The sequence below is a fragment of the Bifidobacterium bombi DSM 19703 genome, assembly GCF_000737845.1.
GTDB lineage: Bacteria > Actinomycetota > Actinomycetes > Actinomycetales > Bifidobacteriaceae > Bifidobacterium > Bifidobacterium bombi.
Genome location: NZ_ATLK01000001.1, coordinates 576,549 through 600,219, shown reverse-complemented (window position 1 = coordinate 600,219; position 23,671 = coordinate 576,549). Strand labels below are relative to the sequence as shown.

General features: G+C 55.8%; 23 protein-coding genes and 1 tRNA gene. 20 read left to right on the top strand and 4 right to left on the bottom strand.

Annotated elements, in window-relative coordinates:
* Positions 1-162: 162 nt before the first annotated feature.
* The 3 genes from BBOMB_RS08390 (at position 163) to rpsD (ending at position 1,926) form a co-directional block, all read left to right on the top strand.
* Positions 163-297 (top strand): hypothetical protein, encoded by a 135-nt coding sequence (locus BBOMB_RS08390; protein WP_269146612.1) that lies wholly within the window; start codon positions 163-165, stop codon positions 295-297.
* Positions 291-1,037, top strand: coding sequence for a class I SAM-dependent methyltransferase (locus BBOMB_RS02340; protein ID WP_202961851.1), 747 nt, complete (start codon positions 291-293; stop codon positions 1,035-1,037). Before BBOMB_RS08390 ends, BBOMB_RS02340 begins: the two co-directional genes overlap by 7 nt.
* A gap of 262 nt (positions 1,038-1,299) precedes the next feature.
* Positions 1,300-1,926, top strand: coding sequence for a 30S ribosomal protein S4 (rpsD, locus tag BBOMB_RS02335; RefSeq protein ID WP_044086667.1), 627 nt, complete (start codon positions 1,300-1,302; stop codon positions 1,924-1,926).
* Between the two features lie 203 nt (positions 1,927-2,129).
* Here rpsD and BBOMB_RS02330 read toward each other — a convergent pair whose 3' ends face one another.
* Positions 2,130-2,495, bottom strand: coding sequence for a phage holin family protein (locus BBOMB_RS02330; protein ID WP_044086665.1), 366 nt, complete (start codon positions 2,493-2,495; stop codon positions 2,130-2,132).
* Positions 2,496-2,886: 391 nt separating this feature from the next.
* Here BBOMB_RS02330 and BBOMB_RS02325 point away from each other — a divergent pair, with 391 nt between their 5' ends.
* The 6 genes from BBOMB_RS02325 (at position 2,887) to mltG (ending at position 9,086) form a co-directional block, all read left to right on the top strand.
* Positions 2,887-3,567, top strand: a complete 681-nt coding sequence (locus BBOMB_RS02325; RefSeq protein WP_044086664.1) for a histidine phosphatase family protein — start codon at positions 2,887-2,889, stop codon at positions 3,565-3,567.
* Positions 3,568-3,675: 108 nt separating this feature from the next.
* Positions 3,676-4,092 (top strand): DUF948 domain-containing protein, encoded by a 417-nt coding sequence (locus BBOMB_RS02320; RefSeq protein WP_044086663.1) that lies wholly within the window; start codon positions 3,676-3,678, stop codon positions 4,090-4,092.
* Positions 4,093-4,101: 9 nt separating this feature from the next.
* On the top strand, positions 4,102-4,341 hold the full coding sequence (locus BBOMB_RS02315; protein WP_044086661.1) for a hypothetical protein: 240 nt from the start codon (positions 4,102-4,104) through the stop codon (positions 4,339-4,341).
* Between the two features lie 335 nt (positions 4,342-4,676).
* Positions 4,677-7,373: an alanine--tRNA ligase gene (gene alaS / locus BBOMB_RS02310; protein WP_044086660.1), complete on the top strand. Its 2,697-nt coding sequence runs from the start codon at positions 4,677-4,679 to the stop codon at positions 7,371-7,373.
* A gap of 8 nt (positions 7,374-7,381) precedes the next feature.
* A complete protein-coding gene (gene ruvX, locus BBOMB_RS02305; RefSeq protein WP_044086659.1) occupies positions 7,382-7,858 on the top strand; it encodes a Holliday junction resolvase RuvX in 477 nt (158 codons plus the stop codon).
* On the top strand, positions 7,848-9,086 hold the full coding sequence (gene mltG / locus BBOMB_RS02300) for an endolytic transglycosylase MltG (RefSeq protein ID WP_081867239.1): 1,239 nt from the start codon (positions 7,848-7,850) through the stop codon (positions 9,084-9,086). Before ruvX ends, mltG begins: the two co-directional genes overlap by 11 nt.
* A 176-nt stretch (positions 9,087-9,262) precedes the next feature.
* Here mltG and BBOMB_RS02295 read toward each other — a convergent pair whose 3' ends face one another.
* Entirely contained in the window at positions 9,263-9,721 is a 459-nt protein-coding gene (locus BBOMB_RS02295) for an A24 family peptidase (protein ID WP_052377355.1), read from the bottom strand.
* Positions 9,722-9,778: 57 nt separating this feature from the next.
* On the opposite strand from BBOMB_RS02295, the gene aroC reads away from it, so the two are divergent.
* From aroC to BBOMB_RS02245, 10 genes are all read left to right on the top strand, one after another.
* Positions 9,779-10,966 (top strand): chorismate synthase, encoded by a 1,188-nt coding sequence (gene aroC / locus BBOMB_RS02290; protein WP_044086657.1) that lies wholly within the window; start codon positions 9,779-9,781, stop codon positions 10,964-10,966.
* A 12-nt stretch (positions 10,967-10,978) separates the two neighbouring features.
* Positions 10,979-12,622, top strand: a complete 1,644-nt coding sequence (locus BBOMB_RS02285; RefSeq protein WP_269146611.1) for a bifunctional shikimate kinase/3-dehydroquinate synthase — start codon at positions 10,979-10,981, stop codon at positions 12,620-12,622.
* A gap of 78 nt (positions 12,623-12,700) precedes the next feature.
* Complete coding sequence (locus BBOMB_RS02280; protein WP_044086656.1) at positions 12,701-13,150, top strand: type II 3-dehydroquinate dehydratase; 450 nt, start codon at positions 12,701-12,703, stop codon at positions 13,148-13,150.
* 146 nt (positions 13,151-13,296) lie between these two features.
* Complete coding sequence (locus BBOMB_RS02275; protein WP_044086655.1) at positions 13,297-14,964, top strand: CTP synthase; 1,668 nt, start codon at positions 13,297-13,299, stop codon at positions 14,962-14,964.
* A gap of 309 nt (positions 14,965-15,273) precedes the next feature.
* Positions 15,274-16,728 (top strand): Fe-S cluster assembly protein SufB, encoded by a 1,455-nt coding sequence (sufB, locus tag BBOMB_RS02270; protein WP_044086926.1) that lies wholly within the window; start codon positions 15,274-15,276, stop codon positions 16,726-16,728.
* A 4-nt stretch (positions 16,729-16,732) separates the two neighbouring features.
* The gene (gene sufD / locus BBOMB_RS02265; RefSeq protein WP_044086654.1) at positions 16,733-17,959 is read left to right on the top strand and encodes a Fe-S cluster assembly protein SufD; all 1,227 of its coding nucleotides are present in this window, start codon (positions 16,733-16,735) and stop codon (positions 17,957-17,959) included.
* Positions 17,959-18,738, top strand: coding sequence for a Fe-S cluster assembly ATPase SufC (sufC, locus tag BBOMB_RS02260; RefSeq protein WP_044086652.1), 780 nt, complete (start codon positions 17,959-17,961; stop codon positions 18,736-18,738). Before sufD ends, sufC begins: the two co-directional genes overlap by 1 nt.
* Before the next feature lie 115 nt (positions 18,739-18,853).
* On the top strand, positions 18,854-20,125 hold the full coding sequence (locus tag BBOMB_RS02255; RefSeq protein WP_044093304.1) for a SufS family cysteine desulfurase: 1,272 nt from the start codon (positions 18,854-18,856) through the stop codon (positions 20,123-20,125).
* A 3-nt stretch (positions 20,126-20,128) separates the two neighbouring features.
* Positions 20,129-20,677 (top strand): Fe-S cluster assembly sulfur transfer protein SufU, encoded by a 549-nt coding sequence (gene sufU, locus BBOMB_RS02250; RefSeq protein ID WP_044086651.1) that lies wholly within the window; start codon positions 20,129-20,131, stop codon positions 20,675-20,677.
* Between the two features lie 56 nt (positions 20,678-20,733).
* Positions 20,734-21,306: a metal-sulfur cluster assembly factor gene (locus BBOMB_RS02245; RefSeq protein ID WP_044086924.1), complete on the top strand. Its 573-nt coding sequence runs from the start codon at positions 20,734-20,736 to the stop codon at positions 21,304-21,306.
* Positions 21,307-21,416: 110 nt separating this feature from the next.
* On the opposite strand, the gene BBOMB_RS08475 is transcribed toward BBOMB_RS02245, so the two are convergent.
* Positions 21,417-22,406 (bottom strand): TrmH family RNA methyltransferase, encoded by a 990-nt coding sequence (locus BBOMB_RS08475; protein WP_044086649.1) that lies wholly within the window; start codon positions 22,404-22,406, stop codon positions 21,417-21,419.
* A gap of 149 nt (positions 22,407-22,555) precedes the next feature.
* Positions 22,556-22,643: transfer RNA gene (locus BBOMB_RS02235), tRNA-Leu, on the bottom strand.
* A 110-nt stretch (positions 22,644-22,753) separates the two neighbouring features.
* Between BBOMB_RS02235 and BBOMB_RS02230 the strand changes: the two genes are divergently transcribed.
* Positions 22,754-23,551 (top strand): 16S rRNA (uracil(1498)-N(3))-methyltransferase, encoded by a 798-nt coding sequence (locus BBOMB_RS02230; RefSeq protein WP_044086648.1) that lies wholly within the window; start codon positions 22,754-22,756, stop codon positions 23,549-23,551.
* Positions 23,552-23,671: the final 120 nt, after the last annotated feature.

Sequence of the window (23,671 nt, the reverse complement as noted above, 5' to 3'; positions counted from 1 at the left end):
CGTGTTCCCGTCTTGTCGAGGTCTTGTCACCGGCGGGGAACAGGCCGCTTCCAGCGAGGCGATTGCGGTCATATTCAATACGATATTGCATGTGGACAGTCCGATACTTTTGATATCGTCAAGCATGCTAGGCTGTGGTATTCGTATGTGATAGAGGCGGGAATGGACGAGATGAACGAAGCCGTTCATGACAACCAGGAGAACTGGGACGATCGTGCTGAGGTGCACATAGATTCCGGCGCTTATGGCGATCTTGACGAATTCGTGGCTGATCGCAAGCGGTTTCGAGCGTGGTGATTCGCGACCTGGAGGTGCTTGGTCCCCACGTTCCCGATGGCTCCGTTCAAGGATTGAGTCTGCTCCATCTTCAGTGCCATATCGGCACGGACACGATTAGCTGGGCCCGACTCGGCGCCAAAGACGTGTACGGCCTCGACTTTTCGGCCAATGCCCTCAGGCATGCTAATGACCTCACCGAGCGTGCGGGTGAGCGGGTCACCTATGTGCAGGCCGACGCGAGAAAGGCGGCGGAGGCTTTACAGGGCAAGCGTTTCGATGTCATCGTTACCAGTGTCGGTACGGTGACTTGGCTTCCAGATTTGGCCGACTGGGCCTATTCGATTGCGGCGCTGCTCAATCCCGGCGGCGTGTTCATGATCCGTGACAGTCATCCGCTGTTGTTCGCATTGGATGAATCGTTGCACATCAGCATGGACTACTGCTCGGGAGCCGAAGATTCCTGGCAAAGCGATGAGACATATACCTTGATTGCCGATGATTCGGTGTCATCCAGGCACTCTTCATCGAAGATCACTCATATGCGCAACCACAACTGGGCTCACGATTTTGCCGAGATGACGGGTGTGCTTCTTGATGCAGGGCTCGAGATTCGTGAGCTTGGAGAACATGAGGAGTCCGATTGGAAGTCCCTGCCCATGCTTGAATACGATGAGCGACGTCGGTCATGGCATATGCCACAAGGCTTGCCTCGTATTCCACTTACGTTCTCCATCGTTGCCGGTAAGCCTGATTGCTGAATCGTCTCCGGTCACCGTGGCAACGTCCATGGTTGGCGAGTAGAATGACTTCCTGTGTCTGCCGATGTGACAGGCATTATCTGGAGTCTTAGCCCATCAGTGGGTCGGCGGTCCGGTGGCCTTACGCGCGTGATGTTCGTGACGGCGGCTGGGGCGTTCGCGTTCGACGCGATGTGAAGCACTGGAGAGGCCCGGCTCAGCGCAGCGGCCGTATGTCCGTGGCGTTCCGTTCAGATAACGACAGAATAAAGGAATATAAGCAATGACTAACGTTCAGCGTTCCCGCCGTCAGGTGCGTCTTTCGCGCGCCCTCGGCATCGCACTGACCCCCAAGGCTCAGCGCATCTTCGAGAAGCGTCCTTATGCCCCCGGTGAACATGGCCGCACCCGCCGTCGCACCGAATCCGATTACGCGGTTCGTTTGCGTGAGAAGCAGAGGCTGCGCGCCCAGTATGGCCTTTCCGAGAAGCAGCTTCGTGCGGCTTACGAAAAGGGGACTCACACCAAGGGGCAGACCGGTGACGCGATGCTCTCCGATTTGGAGACCCGTCTGGACAATCTGGTCCTCCGTGCTGGTTTTGCCCGCACGACCGCCCAGGCCCGTCAGTTCGTGGTCCATCGTCACATCATGGTCGACGGTAACATCGTCGATCGTCCCTCCTTCCGCGTCAAGCCGGGCCAGACCATCCAGGTCAAGCCCAAGAGCCAGACCATGGTTCCGTTCCAGATTGCCGCTGAAGGTGTGCACCGTGATGTGCTGCCAGCCGTTCCGGGTTATTTGGATGTGAACATCGCCTCCTTGAAGGCGACGCTCACCCGCAAGCCGGAGACGGAGGAGATTCCGGTCGAGGTCAACATCCAGTACGTGGTCGAGTTCTACGCTCGCTAAAGTCTGAATCAACCTGGACTTTTCAGGGACATACAACATACATTTTGGGTCCGGTGCTTGTGCACCGGACCCAAAATCGTTATAAAGCCGGTCGGGTCTGTTGATGAAAATTCGTCTGTTGCGCTAATCAGTCACTGCACCATTCGAATCGAGGTCAACTTCGATTCGCCATAAAGAGAGCCATAGGCAGAAAACCGTTAGGGTCACAGACCGATGATGGATTCGACGATCCAGCTCACAACCATCATGATGAACGAGCCGACCACCGAAACCCAGAAGCCGTTGATTGCGACTCCGACTCCAAACAACGCCACCGCCAACCAAGAGGCCAGTTCCATGCATAGCCAGTTCACGATCAAAGCAAAGAAACCGAAAGTCAGAACCGTAAACGGCAAAGACAGGATATGCAGGAATGGTTTAATCGATGCGTTGATCAGTGCCATAAAGAGGGCGAAAGCGGCTATGCCGAAGATGGCGGGGTTGCCTATGGGACGCATGCCTGGAATGAGGGCGACCATCACACCTGCGGCGATGGTCAGAACCAGCCAACGTGAAAGGAACTGTGTCATGAATCATATTATGACATGTCCTCCAGAGATGACTGAGTCTATCGTCGCAAAAGCGTCAGAATTTCACCAGCTTTCATCATTTGAGCAGCCAATGTCATGGTTTGTGCCGTTTCATATCACGTACTGTCATGTTCGACGATGTTTCGCCGGTATCGGAGTCAATGGTGCATATTCGTCCCTCTTGAAGTATCGCTGGAACGTGCATTGGTGATCCGGTGCACATCATGTGTTACAGGAGTGCGACTTGTTTGGACGTGCCGCCCGTTGCCCTCGCGACATATCCCCGAACGCGACGTCTCGATTGCCTATCCGGTGAGGCTTTCCTGGGACGCAGTGGCTCCGGTAACGGTACTGATATTGCATGAATGCTCGGGCGTGACATAATGGATATATGATTCTGCACTTGCATTTGGTCCGTCACGGACAGACCTATTTCAACCGATACAATCGTCTCCAAGGTTGGTCGAACTCGCCTTTGACGCAGGTGGGCCTCGATGAGGCCGACACCGCCGCCCGGAAGCTGAGCGGTTTCGATTTCGCCGCCGCATACTGTTCCGACACCACCCGTGCCCAACAGACGGCGTCGCGTATTCTCGATGTCAATGAAGGGGCCGGTCATGTTCGCCCGGATCTCGTTTCCGACATGCATTTCAGGGAGCAATTCTATGGTTATTTCGAGGGTCGCGATATGGGGGAGTCCTGGTGGGCGGCCGGTGCGCCGCACGGTGTGAAGACCTATAACGACATCGTGGAGCGATTTGGTCTTGCCGCCACCCGTGATTTCCTGAAAGAGGCGGATCCGTTCCACGACGCCGAATCCGACGATGAGTATTGGCGGCGTATAGCGGGAGGCTACCAGTTGATCGCCGGCAATCCTAGTCTACGAGACGGCGACCATGTCCTTCAGATTTCACATGGCAACACTTTGCTGAGTCTAGTGCGCCGATTCGCATCGGTAAGTGAAGGATACGACCTTTCCGTGCGGCCTGCGAACGGCAGCGTGACAAGCCTGGATTTCGACACGGAAGCCAAGTTCGACAAAGCGCTGGTGGTTACGGCATACAACGAGTGACCTGTGCCTCCGCGGAAGAATGACGTTTCGGCAGCGTCTCGGGGATTCGTTAAGCTGTCATCAGCATGAGGTGCATGGGTAGCCATGCCTTACAGAAAAGAGGCAGAAATGAGTATCGGAGACATTGCTGGACTCATCGCCGCGATAGCGTTCGCCGTACTTGCGGGGTTCCTCATCTATCCGCTCATCCGGTTAGGCAAGCTGTTCGATCAGATCGCCCTGACGGTCAAAGAATCGGGTGACCATGCCATTCCGGTTCTTGACGAAGGGGTTACGACCGTCCGTCAGGTCAACAAGTCACTCGATGATGTCAACCGTATTTCTTCTGCGGCATCGACAACAGCCGACAATCTTGGTGCTTTGACCGACCTGTACGGTTCCTTCCTCGGCAGGCCGATCATCAAGATAGCGGCTGCGGGATACGCATTCAAAACCACTGCGCGGTCGTTCTTCAAGGGCGCGAAGGCTTCGGATCGGAAGGCGACTCATGCGTCCTCTTCTTCGATGAAACATACGATACGGTAGGGGGAGCGAATGTTTAAACGAATCTTCTGGCTTTCGGCGGGCTTCTGCTTTGGGGTGGTGGCCGTCTCCAAAGCTGAGGCCTACGTGCGTGCCAACACGCCAGACAAGGCCCGCCAGTTCGTGCTCGGCCCTGATGAGGACAATGTCGCTTCCCGGACCTTGGGAGGCTTGATCGGTGAGTTTAATGCCGCTCGTAGGAACCGTGAGGATGAGTTGAGCCGCAAATACGCCGACGATATGCATCGCTGATGCCGTTAATGTGGCCGTTTGTGCCGGTCGGCGGAGTTCACATGTACATGTATGCAAGGTTTTGTCGTCCCCTAGATACGGGGGCGTTGCGTCATGCGAATGATGTCGCGGTATGGGACTGGGTTGATTGATTTGTGAAGTTTTCAGTGCGTTGAGATCCGGTCAACGTTTGATGCATAAGAACATGAGAATAAACACAAGGAAATGTGGTTCTTGACGAATGACCGTGAAGGGCCACGACACCGCTATCGCCGGCATCATTTAAAATGAGGTCATCAATTATGCCTGACACCCCAAATGCAGTGTCAAGGCGCGAAAAAAGGAGCAGCAGGTCAATGCGCACCTCGGAAATAGCTAATCGTTTTTTGCATTACTTTGAACAGCAAGGTCATCAGGTGGTGCCTTCGGCGTCCCTTATTTCGCCTAATCCCACAACGCTGTTCACGATTGCCGGAATGGTGCCGTTCATCCCGTATCTGTTAGGGGAGCAGACTCCTCCGGCGACGCGTATGGCCTCTAATCAGAAATGCGTGCGTACACTCGACATCGACGAAGTGGGCAAGACCACACGTCATGGCACCTTCTTCCAGATGCTGGGTAACTTTTCCTTTGGAGACTACTTCAAGGAAGAGGCCATTCATTATGCCTGGGAGCTGCTCACTAAGCCACAGGAGGAAGGTGGCTATGGGTTCGATCCGGAAACGTTGTGGGTGACCACTTATACCGATGACGACGAGGCTCGGTCGCTGTGGAGGAACGAAGGTTTTGATCCAGAACATATGCAGATCTTGGGAATGGAGGACAACTTCTGGACAACCGGCGGCCCTGGCCCTGGCGGTCCGTGCTCGGAGATCTACGTTGATCGTGGTCCGCGTTATGGGAAAGAAGGGGGACCCAGCGCGGATGAGAACCGCTACATCGAGATATGGGATCTGGTGTTTGAAAATTACGCCGTGGACAACGTGAAGTCCAAGACAGATCTTCATATCGTGGGGGAGCTCGAACACAAGAACATTGACACGGGCGCGGGGTTGGAACGCCTGGCCTACCTGATGCAGGGCAAACAGAACATTTATGAGACCGATGAGGTCTATCCAGTCATCGAAGCAGCAGAACGGCTTTCAGGGCGGAAGTACGGATCCAGTGCCGCCGATGACGTACGTTTCCGCGTGGTTGCCGATCATGTGCGCAGTGCCTTGATGATAATGAGCGATGGAGTTCGTCCGAGCAATGTCGGACGAGGATACGTCCTGCGCCGTCTTTTGCGTCGCACGGTTCGATCCATGAAGATGCTTGGTGTAGATGAGGCTGTGATGCCTACGCTGTTGACCGTTTCTAAGGACGCGATGGTGGCCAGCTACCCCGGGTTGGAGAGCACTTTCCATGACGTGTCCGAAGCTGCATATGGGGAGGAGGACGCTTTCCGCCGTACGCTGGAGAACGGAACCTCGATCTTGGACGTGGCTGTGGACAAGGCGAAAAGGAACGGCGAGAATACGGTTTCAGGTGAGGATGCGTTCGCCTTGCATGATACCTACGGGTTCCCCATCGAACTTACGTTGGAGATGGCCGGCGAACAAGGCGTTGCGGTCGACCGCGCCGGCTTCGACGCGAAGATGGCGCAACAGAGGTCTCGGGCCCGTGCGGACGCGTTGAAGAAGCGTCATAATGTGGATTTGAGCGTCTACGACGATTTCAAAAAAACGTTGGAAAAGCCCATCGAATTCTTGGGTTATAAGGAATACACGAGCCGTTCCAACGTCATCGGCATTATCCAGGAGGGCGAAGGGTCGGTAAGCAGTGTCACCGGTCCAGCACAGGTTGAGATTATCCTCGACAGAACGCCGTTTTACGCCGAACAAGGTGGACAGCTCGCCGATGAAGGTGAGATGACTACCGATGATGGAGCAGTGCTTGAGGTCGATGATGTTCAGAAACCGATCAAAGAATTCATCGTTCACAGCTGTCGCTTGACCGAAGGAACCTTGAACGTCGGTGATGCTGTCAACGCCAGTATCGACGTGGAACGCAGAAAGGCTCTTGGACGCTCCCACACCGCCACGCATGTGTTGCATAAAGCCATTCGAGAAGTGCTCGGCGAACAGGCGACCCAACGGGGATCCCTCGTCGCACCTGATTATCTGCACTTCGATTTCCAGACATCGGCCGCGCCAACCAAGTCCCAGTTGGACGAGATAGAGGCTCGTGTCGTGGAACGTGTGCGCGACGACCTGCCTGTTACCATGGAGGAGATGGACTATCACCGAGCCATAGACCTGGGAGCCATGCATCTGTTCGGAGAAAAATATGGCGACAAGGTTCGCTTGGTGACCATCGGAGAGGACGGCTGGAGCCGTGAGCTTTGTGGCGGAACGCACCTGAATGTCACGGGCAAGATCGGCGAATTTGTCATCACTTCCGAGTCGTCGGTAGGCTCCGGTGTCAGACGGATCGAGGCGTTCATGGGCAAAAAAGCCTATGAATACATCAGTGAGCAGCATAAGCTCGTATCCGGTCTGGCCGACGAACTAAACGTTCGTACGGATGAGTTACGCGATCGCGTGGAGGTGCTGCTCGCCAAGAACCGCGAGACCGAGCAGAAGCTGAATTCATTGTATGAGTCGAGCCTTGCGGCGGCCGAGCCAGACCTGGTCAGGCAGGCGGTGAAGGCATCGCCATCGAATGGTGGTTTTGCGTTTGTGGGGGCAAACGTCGGTAATTTCGGGTCATTCGACGCACTGCGCAAAACCGTGCTTGACGTCAGGGCCAAGGTTGGTGACGACCTTCCCGTGGTCGTGGTCCTGGCGGGAGTCAGTTCGGAAGGTAAGCCCATGGTCGCCGCGGCAACGAACGATCAGGCTCGTCAAAAGGGAGTGAAAGCCGGACAGCTTGTCAAGCTCGCTGCCCAGACGCTCGGCGGTGGTGGCGGCGGGAAACCTGACTTCGCCCAAGGTGGTGGGGTCGATTCCACGAAGATCGATGATGCTTTGGCTGCCGTCAGTGAATCGTTGAAAAGCGTGAATCAGGACTGAGTCGTTGTATGGTTTGGCTTGGAATTGACTTAGGGGAGGCCAGGGTCGGCATTGCGATGTCCGATCCTGAGCTTTCCTTCGCACATCCTGAAGAAAACCTGTCAGCAGGAGGCGATTCCTTCCGCGTGCTTGATGACGTGGTTGATATCGTGGTTGACTACGGGGTGGAACGGGTCGTCATTGGTTTGCCATTGTTGCTTGATGGTGGTGAAGGCAAATCCGCGAAGAAGGCACGGCGTTGGGCCACCAATTTAGTCAAGCGACTTCGTGGCGCCGTGGAGGAAGGAAGGATCGGCGAAAGTAATCTTCCAGACGTGGTCATGGAGGACGAACGCCTGACGACGGTAAGTGCTCATCGTCAGCTCAATGCGGCGGGGCTGCCGGGTCGTGCGCATCGTCCTGATGTGGATCGCCAATCAGCGGTGTTGATTCTTCAAGCCGCTCTGGACCGTCTGTCGAAAGGATGTGAAGCCAATGAGCGATGATTTGGCGGATTTTTTCGCTTTGGACGAGGCGATCGATTCCCAACATGACGGGAACGGTCCTCACCACGATATGTCCATGGTTGACATGGCTCCCGATGCCGGCGTGGCAGACGACGGCTCACGAACCCATTCCCAGCCTGCAATGACGCGCCGCGCGTTGAGGCAACGACACAGGCTCCAGAAAAAGAGACGCATAATTGTCTGTATGATCGTCGCCATTGCGTTGCTGCTCATTGGTATCGCCGGTTTTCAGGGGCTCAGCAAGCTTACGCATGAGGTATTTCCGCACGATTCAACGGGTGAGGAGGTCCTGGATTATCCTGGCCCCGGGGTGGGGCATGTTCGTTTTGAAATCTCCAGTGGGGAAAGCATCAATCGCATCTCCTCAAATCTCGAGAAGGCCGGCATCGTCAAATCGGCCAGCGCATTCGCCAGTGCGGTGGGAGCCAACAGAAGTACGTTGTATCCCGGTGTTTTTGATCTGAAAAAAAGAATGTCCAGTGCTCAGGTGATCGAGATACTTTCCGATCAGAGCAAAGCCGGTGGTGTCTTTCAAGTCAAGGCCGGCGAGCGCACATCGCAGGTGTTCGATGAGGCAGCGAAGGCATCAGGAATCGATAGGTCGGAGTTCCAACGGTTGCAACAATCCGGCGGTTCGGGGGTGCTGCCTGCCGAAGCGAATGGGAATTTCGAGGGGTGGCTGGAACCCGGTGCGTATCTTATCGACGGTAAGAAGAGTGCCGTTGATGTGATCAAACCTGCCGTAGACGCCCGCATCAGGAAACTGGACTCCCTGCAGGTCCCGGCCGGTGAGCAACGGCAGCGTGTCCTCATCATCGCCTCCATTGTGGAATCAGAAGTGAATCTACCTGAATACTACGGAAAGGTCTCCCGCGTTGTTCTGAACAGACTTAACGCCGACATGCCTTTGGGAATGGATTCCACAGTCGCCTATGGACTGGGCATAGATTCGCGGCAACTGACGGACGCGATGCTCACGGATCCTTCCAACCCCTACAATACGCGTGTCAACCACGGTCTTCCGCCCACGGCCATCAGCAACCCCGGCGATCAGGCCATTGAGGCTTCCATGGCACCTGCTGACGGTGATTGGCTGTATTTCGTCACCACGAACCTCAAAACAGGTGAAACCCATTTCACCGATTCGGAGCAGGAGTTCGCGCACCTTAGGGATGAGTACAAGCGTTCCAATGCGAACGCCAACTGATTGTCCTTAGACGACATGCTCCGGCGTGTCCGTCATGTGGCGTCTGAGGACATCTCATCCCTGACCCGATGTACCTTTTACGCATCATTCTTCCATCCTTGTGATCACCATGTCAAGTCATAGAACCTGGATTTGGAGATGCAAACAGGCAGGGTATGAAACCGCACGATGCATTATTACCGGACGAAGTGAGCCAAGATGACGGCCATTAAGGCGGAAATGAAAAGAACCGGCACGAACGGCATTGCGGTATCCTTTACTTTCGTGGCGCGACGCAGTCCGATCGAGGACAGGCCGATTACTGCCATTATCGTCCACCAAAGCAGGAAGGCTTCCATGCCGAAGACACCGACGGCTTGGCCTATCATCGCTGAAGCGGTCACATCGCCAAAACCGAGGGACCCGTGGGCCATCGAGGAGAGTGCGTACTGAATCAGAGCGGCGCTCAGTCCGTAGCATGGCGGCAGCAGTGCCAGTCTCGCTTCGTTGAAAACGAACGCCGCCATCGTAAGGACAACGAACTGTAGGAACACGCCTGCAAGAACCCATGACCTAGGAACTGACCGCGTGCGTATGTCCTCCAGACTCAAGGCGATTCCGCAGAGCAGACTTGGTAAGGCGAGCAGGTAATCCATGACACTAAGATAGCTGATACACTGTTGAAGTACAAGACAATCTCGGGAGTGGAAAGTATGTTGCGTTGGCAGACGGCCGGTGAGTCACACGGCCAGGCATTGGTCGCCATGATGGAAGGACTGCCGGCGGGCGTCGAAGTGACGTCCGGCGATATAGCGAAGGCATTGGCCCGTCGCAGGCTTGGCTATGGCCGTGGAGCCCGCATGAAATTCGAACAGGATGAGGTCCATGTACTGACAGGCGTGCGTCATGGCAAGACACTTGGATCACCGGTAACCATAGAGATCAGGAACACCGAATGGCCGAAATGGACGGAAGTGATGAGCGCCGATCCATTGGACCATGACATTGAACGGACGGGACGCAACGCCCCTTTGAGCCGTCCCCGACCCGGACACGCGGACTTGACGGGGATGCGCAAGTACGGGTTCGATGATGCCCGGGGTGTGTTGGAGCGCTCAAGTGCTCGCGAGACCGCCTCCCGGGTTGCGTTAGGCGCGTTGGCGGCGAAATTCCTGGAACAGACTCTCGACATACGCACCGTTGCCCATGTCGTGGCATTGGGATCGGTCAGCGCCGATGACGGGGGCAGGCTGCCTACGCCTGACGACCTCGAAGTTCTGGACGCTTCTCCGGTGCGCACGCTGGATAAGGATGCGGAACAACGTATGATGTCTCGAATCGATGAGGCCAAAAAAGACTGCGATACTTTGGGTGGAGTGGTTGAGGTCATTGCCTACGGGGTTCCTGCAGGGCTTGGTACGTATGTGGAATCCGACCGTAGGCTTGATGCTGCTTTGGCTTCCGCCCTGATGGGTATACAGGCCATCAAGGGGGTAGAGATCGGCGACGGCTTCCTGGAAGCGGCTCGACTCGGCTCGCAGGCGCACGATGAAATGGTGCCGGGCCGGGATGGTCACATCGATAGATTGACCAATAGAGCCGGCGGTATAGAGGGAGGCATGTCGAATGGGCAACCCATACGTGTACGCGCGGCCATGAAGCCCATCCCGTCCATTCCTCGTGCTCTGAGAACCGTCGATGTGGCTACGGGAGAAGCTGCGAAGGCCATCAACCAACGTTCCGACAACACAGCGGTACCGGCTGCTTCAGTAGTGGCAGAGGCCATGGTGAGACTGACTCTGGCCGGTTTTGTGATTGACAAGTTCGGAGGGGATACTGTGGCCGAAGTCATTCGTAATGCCGACGGATACCTGGGATCATGGCCTGAGCACATGCGCTAAGGATGGAAGAACGTGGATTTGAATGAGGAGTCACCGGGAAACCGTCCATTGGCGGTGATCATAGGCATGCCCGGTGCCGGCAAGACGCGCGTGGGTCGTGAGGGTGCGCATATGCTCGGTGTGGACTTCGTCGATTCCGACATCGAGATTGAAAAAAGGGCCGGCATGCCGATACCTCGGTATTTCGAGCGTTACGGTGAATCGGGCTTCCGTGATTTGGAGGCTGACGTCATAGCTGAGCTTCTTGCATGTTGCACCGGACTGCTGGCATTGGGCGGAGGCGCGCCCATGACTGCAAGCACGCGTGCGTTGCTGGAGGATTACGTCAATGATGGTGGACGGTTGGTATATCTGCAAGCCGATATGCGGGAGGCGATGGAACGGGCCAACAAGGCTGGAGGTCGTCCCATGCTCGATGGGAACTCGAACGTTCGCTGGAGGCGATTATATGCGCAGCGCGACCCTGTTTTCAGAAGAATCTCCAATTTCAATGTACACACACACGGTTCGACGCCTCGGATGGCTGCTAGAAAGCTGGTGAATATGATACGGCAACGAGTGGTGCATGTGACAGGTGACGGCATCGAGCCTTACTCCGTCCATATAGGCCGGGGTACTCTCGGCGGATTGCAGGACGCATTGGGCCGGGATGTCCTGCGTGTGGCGCTTATCCACACCACGGTCGTCCAACGACACAGTGATCAGGTGCGGGCTATACTGAGACGGGCGGGGTACCGTGTGTACGACGTTGTGATTCCTGATGCGGAGACAGGCAAGAGCATCGCCGTGGCGGATAAGGTCTGGCACCGTCTTGGCTCCGAAGGCTTCACCCGCTCTGATGCGGTTGTGGGCGTGGGTGGCGGTGCAGCCACGGACCTAGCGGGATTCATAGCCTCCACTTGGATGCGTGGCATTCGCTATGTCAACTGCCCTACATCGTTGTTGGCGATGGTGGATGCATCCACAGGAGGCAAGACGGGCATCAACACCGTTGATGGGAAGAATCTCGTCGGTACGTTCTATACGCCTGCAGGAGTTCTTGCAGATATCAAAACGCTCAGTACCTTGCCTAACGACATTTTTGTCGAGGGATTGGGTGAGGTCGTCAAATCGGGATTCATCAAAGATACGGCGATGCTCGACGTTCTGGACGCCAACTCGGCCTCCCTCAAAGGCTTCGACGGTGCGGCTTTCCTGGACACGGCCCTCGAAGAGGTGGTTTGTGAGCTCATCGAACGAACTGTTCGGGTCAAGGCCTATCACGTCAGTGCGGATCTCAGGGAAGCCGGACTGCGAGAGTATCTCAACTATGGTCACACCCTGGCTCATGCCATCGAAAAAATCGAAGGTTTCCGATGGCGTCACGGTAATGCCGTGGCAGTTGGGTGCGTGTTCGCGGCGGAGCTGTCGCATTTGCTCGGTTACATAGACCAGGGGTTGGTCGATCGTCATCGTAGGCTCTTTGCACAACTGGGCTTGCCAGTGTCGTGGGACGGTGCGGGTTTTGATGACGTGCTCGCGCTGATGCATCGCGACAAGAAGGCTCGTGGCGACTCGCTGCGTTTCGTCTTGCTCAAGACGCTGGGTGAGCCGGTCATCGTCGAGGATCCGCCGTTGGATGCTGTGGAAGAGGCTTTTCGGCGCATCAGGCCCTAGCATTGCTCGCACTGATGAACGGCACGTCACGAAACGGACTCATGATTGTTCAGACAGGCCTTTGAAGGAGGTAGGGAAATGACCAGAGTGATGGTGATCAATGGACCGAACTTGGGGAGATTGGGTGTGCGTGAGCCCGACGTCTATGGAAGTCAGGATTTAAAGACCTTGAGCGCGGATTGCGTGACGTGGGGTCAACGGCTTGGTCTGGACGTTGAGGTGCGTCAAAGCGATGACGAGGCCGAAGTCATCGGCTGGATGCATGATGCCGTGGATGAACGCACGCCCGTGGTGATGAATCCGGCCGCCTTCACCCACTATAGCTACGGACTGGCTGACGCGGCACACATGGTCACTGATGCTGGATTGCCGTTGATGGAGGTGCACATATCAAACCCCAGTGCAAGGGAGAGTTTTCGCAAACACAGCGTGATCAGCCCCGTGGCCACGGGAACAATCACGGGGATGGGCTTTTTCGGCTACAAGCTCGCGCTTGAGTCCGTGGCATACCTGCTGCGGCAAAAGTGATGTGTGTCGCTTTCCCTGACGGTGTTCCTCGCAATCAGTGTCGGTGATAGGGCTTGTTTCCTTGAGGTCACATGCTTTTTCGCCCATGAACAGCCGATGGCTTAGCGCCTGTTAGAGGTCGTAAGTTCCTGATAGGCTGAAGTTCCATGGTACGAAGAAATCATGAGAATTCGCAGGAACACATAACCAAGCATATTTTCGTCACCGGCGGTGTTGTGTCATCGCTTGGCAAGGGGTTGACCGCATCCTCCCTTGGTCGGCTGCTCAGAAGCCGCGGCGTGCGCGTTCTACAGCAGAAGCTCGATCCCTATATAAACGTCGATCCGGGTACGATGAATCCTTTCCAACACGGTGAGGTGTATGTCACCGAAGATGGAGCAGAAACAGATCTTGATATCGGTCATTATGAGCGTTTCCTTGACGTATTTCTTTCGCAGAAGGCCAACGTCACCACAGGGCAGATCTATCAGGCCGTTCTCGAAAAGGAGCGGGCTGGGAAGTATCTGGGACAGTGCGTGCAGGTCATTCCCCACATAACCAATGAAATCAAAAGCCGCATGCGTGCCCAGGCAGGCGATGATGTGGACGTCATCATCACCGAGATAGGCGGAACCGTGGGCGACATCGAGTCCCAGCCATTCCTTGAAGCGGCACGTGAAGTGCGTCGTGAGTTGGGCTCCGAGAACTGCATGTTCGTTCATGTCTCCTTGGTTCCCTATCTTCCGGCAGCCCATGAGCTCAAGACCAAGCCCACGCAGCATTCGGTCATGAGTCTGCGTCAACTGGGCATCGCGCCGGATGCGCTTGTCCTTCGCAGCGACAGACCTCTCAATGACGCCATCAAGGACAAGATCTCCCTTATGTGCGATGTGGACAGTGAAGGCGTGGTCAACTGCGTAGACGCGGCTTCCATTTACGATGTTCCGAAGATCCTTTTCAATGAAGGCCTTGATACCTATGTTGTGCGCAAGCTTGGGCTGCCGTTCCACGATGTGGATTGGGCCGAGTGGGACGATTTGCTTGAGCGCGTGCATCACCCCAAGGCCGAGGTGAACATCGCCATCGTGGGCAAATACATCGATTTGCCCGATGCTTATCTTTCGGTGATCGAAGCCATCAAGGCGGGTGGTTTCGGAAACTGGGCGAAGGCGAACGTCAGGCTGGTCGCTGCCGATCTGTGCGAGACAGAGGCGGGCGCGGAGGCCGAATTACGTGATGTCGATGGAATCGTCATCCCCGGAGGCTTCGGTATACGCGGTATCGACGGCAAGATAGGCGCGTTGCGTTATGCCCGTGAGCACAAGCTCCCGGCGTTGGGCCTTTGCTTGGGTCTGCAATCCATGGTCATCGAGTATGCGCGCAATGTACTCAACCTTGAGGATGCCAATTCTTCGGAGTTCAAGGAGAATTGCAAGAACCCGGTGATTGCCACCATGGAAGAGCAGAAAGACATTCTTGCGGCGGGAGATATGGGGCATACCATGCGTCTTGGCTCCTATCCGGCGAAGCTCAAGGAGGGGTCGCTGGTGGCGCAATTATATGGCAAGACAGACATCACCGAGCGCCACCGCCATCGTTATGAGGTCAACGTGGCCTATAAGAACCGCCTACGTGAGGCTGGGCTGGAGATATCCGGAGAAAGCCCGGATGGTGAGCTGACTGAATTCGTGGAACTCCCCGTGGATGTGCACCCATTCTACGTCGGTACGCAGGCTCACCCCGAATTCAAGTCCCGGCCGACCAAGCCCCATCCCCTGTTCAAGGGACTGGTGAAGGCCGCACTTGAGCATCAGGAGGCGCGTCACCGCGCTTGATCGCCAGCTGCATGCCGCACGGGCGTCAACAGCACCGACACCTGCATCTGCCGTCATTCAAACCGGTTGCCAGCTCATATGGCCACGGTCGGGGATGGCATAATGCAGGTGTCGTTTTCGTAGTATGCCCGGGGCTTACATCGGAGTGTATGGAGAATCACAAAAATGATGGATTGAACGAAGACAAGTCTGGCGGTTCATGAAAGTTTCTGTTACGTTTGCCTATATAGGTGAACATACGAACAATGGGAAAGGAGGCTGCGCGCGGTGAGGAACAATCAAGCTCCCGATACCGTTGCTGACGTTGAGATGAGCCAGTTGGTGGCTGATCGGGAACGCGTCAACGAGGATAAGATCAAGCGGGACGACGAGATCATCGATGAATTCGGTGAATACAATTACGGCTGGCATGACTCGGACGCAGCTGGCGAAGCGGCGAAAAAAGGCATCGATGAAAGCGTCGTGCGCGCCATCTCCGCCGACAAGGGCGAACCTGAATGGATGCTCGATTACCGGATTCAGGGTTACAGGGCCTTCATCGACAAGCCGATGCCACACTGGGGCGTCGATCTGAGTGATTTCAACGCTGACGATTTCAAATACTATGTCAAGCCGATTGACAAGCAAGCGGCAAGCTGGGATGATCTGCCGGACGACATCCGCAACACGTACGACAAGCTTGGCATTCCTGAGGCGGAAAAGAATCGTCTCGTTTCAGGTGTCGCTGCCCAGTATGAGTCGGAAGTGATCTACAACTCCATTCAGGAGGACCTTTCGAAGCAAGGCGTGATTTTCGTTGATACCGACACTGCGGTACGGGAGTATCCGGATTTGGTGAAGAAATACTTCGCCACAGTGATTCCTCCAGATGACAACAAATTTGCGGCGCTCAACACCGCAGCCTGGTCTGGCGGATCGTTCGTGTATGTTCCCAAAGGGGTTCACGTGGAGATTCCTCTGCAGGCCTATTTCCGCATCAATACGCCCAACATGGGACAGTTTGAGCGTACGCTCATCATCGCTGACGAAGGCTCTTATGTGCATTATGTCGAAGGCTGCACAGCCCCGATCTATGCGACGGATTCGCTCCATGCCGCAAACGTGGAGATCGTTGTCGAACCTCATGCGCGCGTGCGGTATACCACGGTGCAAAACTGGTCGAACAACGTCTACAATCTGGTCACCCAGCGTGCCTATGTGAAGGAGGGCGGCACCATGGAATGGGTCGATGGAAACATAGGTTCCAAGGCCACGATGAAGTATCCCGCCTGCATTCTTGCAGAGCCATACGCAAGGGGTGAGACCATGACATTGGGGTTCGCCGGGCAGGGACAGTACCAGGACACCGGTGCGAAGATGATTCATCTGGCCCCGCACACCAGCTCCACCATCGTCTCCAAGTCGATATCCCGTTCCGGCGGGCGGTCTGCCTATCGTGGACAGGTGAAGATCGTCGAAGGCGCCTATGGCTCAAGTTCATCCGTCGTCTGCGACGCCTTGCTGGTCGATGAGTATTCGCGTTCGGACACCTATCCGCATGTGGACGTGCGCGAAGACGATGTGTCCATGGCGCATGAAGCCACGGTCTCCAAGGTTTCCGAAGATCAGCTCTTCTACCTCATGAGTCGTGGGCTTCCCGAAAAAGAGGCCATGGGCATGATTGTCCGTGGTTTCGTAGAGCCCATCAGCCGCGAGCTGCCGATGGAATACGCACTTGAACTCAATAGACTTGTCGAGCTGCAGATGGAAGGATCGGTGGGCTGATTCGATGGCAGGTACGAAAGAAATCAACATTCCGGTGATGAATCCCGACGATCCCTACGCCATGCCGGCGGCCATGCCGTCAAGTGCGGACAGGGAGCCTCGTTCGTTCGACCTTGGTGCGTTCACCAAACCCACCAGCAAACAGGATGATTGGCGTTTTACACCCGTGGAGCGGCTCGAGGAGTTCCTTGACTCCTTCGAGCCCAGCGGGAGGACCGTCGTTTCGGTGACGAACATCGACGGAACTGCGATCGACGGTGGGATTGTGCAGATCAGCCACGTGGCACGTGACGTTGCTCCTTCCGGCACGGTGTCCCGACCAAGTGACCGTGCGGCCGCAGTGGAATGGAATGTAGGCCATGAATCGACCGTCGTCACGCTCAAGGGCGGAACGGAACAGCCCGTGCTGGTCAGTGTGCAGGGTGGTGGATTCGACCTGGATTCTCTGCATCTGGTGATTGTCGCGGAACCTGGAGTGACCTCGGATGTCGTTGTCGAGCACCATGGTGATGCCAGGCTCGCCGAAGGAGTGGAGATCATCGTAGGCGAGAACGCCCATGTTTCTACCACGTTCGTTCAGGAATGGGGCAAGGGGTCCAAGCATGTGGGCAACCAGCGTATTCATGTGGGTGCAAACGCCACTTTGCGCCATTCGATGGTGACCCTTGGCGGAGAAGTCGTGCGCATACGGATCGACCAGGATTTCGGCGGCCCTCAGGGCAAGCTCAGTATGCTCGGAATCTACTTCGTTGAACCAGGCGCGCATATCGAACACCGTACGATGGTCGTCCATAATCAACCTGATTGCACTTCGCGCGTGATTTACAAAGGTGCGTTGGACGGGCGAAAGGCCCACTCCACTTGGGTGGGGAACGCACTGATTCGTCCTTGTGCATCAGGTACGGACTCGTACGAGCTGAATAGGAATCTGGTGCTCACGCATGGTGCAGTGGCGGATTCCGAACCGAATCTGGAGATCGAAAATGGTGACATCGTGGGTGCAGGACATGCCAGTTCTGTCGGTCGTTTCGATGATGAGCAGCTGTTTTATCTCCAATCACGGGGCATTCCCGAGATGGAGGCGAGGAAATTGGTCGTTCGCGGTTTCTTCGGTGATTTGGTGGAGCAAATAGCAATTCCGGCAATCTCGGAACATTTGATGAACGTCATTGACAGGCGTTTGGCACGGGGTGAGTCCGAAGCCATGCAGGCCGTATTGGAGGATAAGTAATGTCAACATTGGAAATCAAAGATCTCTACGCATCGGTGGAGACGAAAGAGGGTCGTAAGCAGATTCTCAAGGGCGCAAGTGTCACCATCAACTCGAACGAGACCCACGCCATCATGGGCCCCAACGGTTCGGGCAAATCGACGCTGGCCTACACCATTGCAGGGCATCCCAAATATCTTGTGGATTCGGGGGAGGTGCTGCTCGATGGCGAGGACCTGCTGAAGATGACCGTCGATGAACGAGCCAAGAAAGGCCTGTTTTTGGCTATGCAGTATCCGGAAGAGGTTCCCGGTGTTTCCATGACGAACTTCCTTCGTACCGCAAAGACCGAGGTTGATGGGCAGGCACCTGCCATACGTACATGGACCAAGGAACTTACGGATGCAATGAAGAAGCTGCGTATGGATCCGAAATTCGCTTCGCGCTCGGTCAACGAAGGTTTCTCTGGTGGGGAGAAGAAGAGAGCGGAGGTCTTGCAGCTCGAGCTGCTCAAGCCCAAGTTCGCCATCATGGATGAGACCGATTCTGGTTTGGATGTGGATGCCTTGCGCATTGTTTCCGAGGGAGTCAACAGAGCCAAAGAGAACACGGGATTGGGGATACTGCTCATCACGCATTATACCCGCATCCTCAAGTACATCAAACCGGACATCGTACACGTGTTCGCGCAGGGTCGTTTCGTCAAAACGGGGGGTCCTGAACTGGCTGACGAGTTGGAGGAGACAGGTTACGACAAATACATGCCTGAAGGTGCGGACTCCGAATCCGCATTGGCGTGAATTCAACGGCATATGCAACGCATGACTTTGAATTCGGTCAGTATTTACGGGTTGGTGCAGCAAACATAGGAAGTCTAGGCGTAGTGCCGGCTTGTGGACAGGAGGGATGGGTGATATGACCGATTTGTCACAGATACGTTCGCAGTTTCCGATACTAGGGCAGCAGATTCACGGGCATCAGCTTATCTATCTGGATTCTGCAGCGACCGCTCAGAAGCCGCAATGCGTCATAGACGCGGAAAGCGCTTTTTACAGTACGATCAATGCTGGGGTGCATCGTGGAGCTCATGAGCTTGCTGCCAGGAGCACGACCGCTTTCGAGGATGCTCGTGCGAAAGTGGCGCGATTTGTCGGAGCCAACTACGCCGACGGAGAGCAGGAAATCGTGATTACGGCCGGAGCCACTGCTTCTCTGAACCTTCTGGCTACAGCCTTCGGCAATGCCTCACAAGGTCGTGGCGGCAGCGCGGCAAATCGTTTCGCCCTCAAACCGGGCGATGAGATAGTCGTTTCAAAAGCCGAACACCATTCCGTGCTGCTTCCGTTCCAGGAGCTTGCGGCGCGGACGGGAGCCACGCTCAAGCGGTTCGATTTGAGTCCTGATGGTCGAATGCTTAGCGATACCGCCGAAGAGGTCATCACCGATAGGGCCAAAATCGTAGCGGTCACGCACATTAGCAATGTGACGGGTGCCATAACCGATTTGGCGCCGATCGTCAAACGGGCTCATGAGGTCGGTGCCCTCGTCATACTCGACGCATGTCAATCGGTACCCCATATCAAGGTGGATTTGCATGCTCTCGGCGTGGATTTCGCAGTGTGGAGCGCCCATAAGATGTACGGCCCTACGGGGGTCGGTTTCCTATATGGGCGTCGTGAGCTACTGGAGGCATTGCCTCCGGCTGCTTTTGGAGGGTCCATGGTCGAACTGGCGTGGATGGAAAGGCCTGCCCAATACATGGATCCCCCGGCGCGTTTTGAGGCAGGCACACAGCCCGTTGCCCAGGTCGTGGCGGCAGGAGTTGCCGCCGAGTGGATGCTCGCCATCGGCATGGATACCATCGAGAATCATGAACGTGCCATAACTGAAAGGCTGCTTAGGCTAGGGGATATCGAGGGTGTTCGCATTCTCGGCCCGCGGACCGGCGTCGCTCGCATCGGCACGGTAGCGTTCGATGTCGAAGGGGTCCATCCGCATGATGTGGGACAGTTTGTGGACGCGCAGGGCATCGCGATCCGAGTAGGGCACCACTGCGCTCAGCCAGTTCACAGGCATTTCGGTCTTTTCGCTTCAAACCGAGCTTCAACCGGCGTTTATAACACTATCAATGAGGCGGATCGGCTAATCGAGGCGGTAGGGAAAGTCCGACCGTTCTTTAAGGTGTGAAATATGGAGAATTTCGATTTAGATGGTGATGACCTGGAGCAGATGTACCAGGAAGTCATTCTTGATGCTTCAAAGCATCCACATGGCAAGGAGTCATTCACCTTGGACCTGACTGATGAGTCGGGCGCTTCCGAAGCTGAAGCCACGGTGCGTGCCTCACATGAATATTGCACGCCTGGGGAGTCTCACCAATTCAATCCCACGTGTGGGGACCAGGTGACAGTTCATGTGGAGGTGAGTGAAGGGGAACCGCGCCGCATCGAGCGCCTGGTATGGGATGGAAGCGGATGTTCCATTTCGCAGGCAAGCCTTTCCATGATGGTAGATTTAGTCAGCGGAAAGACCGTTGATGAGGCGATGAAACTTGAGGAGACTTTTCAGAAGCTGATGAGATCGCGTGGTTCGGGTCTGAGCGACGAGTCCGAGGCGGATTCGCTCGGAGACGCTGTGGTGTTTCAGGGCGTATCGAAATACCCGATGCGCATCAAATGCGCGTTGCTGGGTTGGGTGGGGCTCAAGGACTCCATAGCCAAAGCGCTGGTGCGCGATTGATTGTGGGTGGACAGGACGACGGTCGTGCTTCGTGGCCGTTCGAAGAGAGGAATGATATGACCGAAGACAGCAATTTGGTACCCCAGCCGCAGGCATCGATTCTTGATACGGCGTCGCGTGCACTGGGAAGTGAGGAGCTTGGCCGTCAGGCTGTTGTTTCGCCGCAGTCAGTGGGCGCATTGGCAGATGCCGGGGCGGACCACAGTACCTCCTCTCATCGCAAAGAGAACGAGGGGGAGTCTGGAATCACCCGACCGGATCTTGATACTGGAATTCCGCTCACCGCGGTGGATGACATCGGTCGGGCCACGGCTGAGGATGTGCGGGAGGCTTTACATCAAGTCATCGATCCGGAGTTGGGCATCGACGTTGTGGATCTGGGTTTGGTCTACGGCATAGAGATTGACGAACGGCATCGTGCCATTATCACCATGACTTTGACGACTCCAGCGTGCCCGCTGACTGATTTGCTAGAGGATCAGTGCGCAAGTGTTCTGGCCGGTCTGGTGGAGGAGTTCCGTATCGATTGGACTTGGACGCCTCAATGGACGATAGACAAGATTCTGCCCGAAGGGCGTGAACAGTTGGAGGCGATCGGTTTCAACTTTGCCAATATGCCGAAATACTGATTCTACGGCTTTCGCGTTGTGAGGGTCCCTGAGCTAGCACGCGGCTTTACGTAAAGCGGTATGTTGTAGGCTTTTTTTGTTCATGGTGATTTATAAGCTTTCGTGCGACCTTAGCGCACGCGTGTGGCATAGAAAGCCACTGCACTGGAGGCTGCTACGTTGAGGCTATCCACACCGTGACTCATCGGAATCTTCACTGTGAGATCGGCACCGGTTATGGTACGCGGGCTCAGACCGTCACCTTCGGTTCCGAAAATAAGCGCTAGTTTTTCGATATGATCTTCGCGCCTTTCGTCATTATTGAGACGACGGACCAATTCATCGAGGCTGATGGAATCATCGCACAGGGCCATCGCCGCCGTGGTGAAGCCGAGGTCATGTAGCTGACGCAGACCGCGTCGAGGCCACCAACGGTTTTCTTCCTCATGGGTCACCGTTCTCCTCACCGCCCCGTCTTTGCATTCCGCTGCCTCATCTCGGGTGCCTTGCATGACTGTGTCTCGATTGCAGCCACGGGTTCGGATGCTATTCATGTCGCTTTCAGGAGTGACGATGCGTGTCCAAAGCACCTGGAAGACCGTGCCCATGGAAACACGCGCGGCACGACGGTAGAGGGGGTCTCCGCATGATGGTGAGACGAGTACGCCATCTATGTCAAGTGCTGCCGCGGACCGCATGAGGGCACCCACGTTCGTGGGATCGACGATGTTCTCCATGACGGCGATGCGCCTGGCACCCTGACAGACGGCTTCAACGGTCGGCAGTTTCCAGCGGCGGAATGCGCCCAAGGCACCTCGATGAAGTCGGTAACCGGTGAGTTTTCTAAGTTGTTCCGGTGAAGCCACGTAGACGGGAACGTCATCGCCCCAGCGATCATCAACGCCGTCGAAGAGAGTACTCATGCCGTCGAGCCATGGACGCTCGACAAGGAAAGACATAGGTTCACGACCGCTTGCCAAAGCCCGATCGATGACCTTCGGAGATTCCGCGATGAACAGTCCTCGTTCGGGTTCCAGTCGGTTTCGCAGCTGGACCTCCGTCAAATTGTTGTAGGCAACTAGACGTGGGTTGTCGATGGAATCAATTTCGATGATTCTCATAAGTCGCGTTCCCTCCTGGATTCGCTGTAATTGCAAGCAAAATCGCTTGCCGGATGGCCGTGGAAGCTGAACACGCCCTGTCCGGCGGCGTTATGAACCTCCGGTACGAAAAACTCCTGAAACCAAATATGATTCCAGGAGTCCTTCCGTGCCCAGGACGGGAGTTGAACCCGTACGCCCGATAAAATTAGGCACAAGCACCTCAAGCTTGCGCGTCTACCATTCCGCCACCTGGGCAGGTGTCGTTGTGACAACAGAGAAAACTATACACCATTCGGGCGGACGCCGGCTATCGGTGTGTCGTGGCACTGATACCAACGGACTAGGGGAACGGATAGCCTGTCATTATGACCGCACCGCTTTTCCTGTTGGATACAGAACACGACGATGCACCCATTAATCGCAGTGAGGTGCGAGAGGGTTGGGTGCTTACACTGCCCGCAGGCGTCAGGCGCCATGCCATAGATGCCATGAGGCTCGCTGATGGAGCGAAGCTTCAGCTCAGTGACGGACAGGGTCTGCGAATTGATGCTCTTATCGAGGATTCCAGACTTGCGCAGGCTCGTGTCCTCGGTTTTACAATCGAGCCGCAACCGGTCACACGCCTGTGTCTGATACAGGCGCTGGCAAAAACAGGGCACGACGAGCAAGCCATCGATATGGCGACGCAGATCGGAGTGGACGCAATCATTCCTTGGCAGGCAGATCGTTCGATAGCGAAATGGAAGAACGGACGGACCGACGCAAAATGGAGCAAGGTGCTCAGGTCCGCCACTGAACAGTCGCGCCGCGCATGGATTCCATCGCTTGCCGGCTGCATTTCCAGCAAGGAGATCGTGGCGGTCTGTCGCAGGGCATGCGTGCGTGGCGATATGGTCATCGTCCTTCATCAGGATGCAACCACGAATTGGGATGGCGTCGAAGCGGGGGTCGAGGAGCTTGAGCGGCGCTGCATGGCCGATGGAAAACCCCGGACCATAAGTGTCGTCATAGGTCCAGAGGGTGGGATCGGAGCAGAGGAAGTAGAGGCGTTCAGTGATGCTGGTGCTCGGATCTGCGCACTGGGGACGAATATCATGAGGGCTTCCACGGCCGGTCCTGTGGCTCTGTCGCTGTTGTCCAGAATCTTGGGCAGATTCCGGTGAGTGCCGCCTGATGATGGCTTGTTCATTCAATGCATTGCGAGCGTCGTCGCTCAGTTTCAATTGAACCGATTATCCTTGCGACGAAGTACCATGAAAGAAGTGGCGCATGATGCGTTGAGG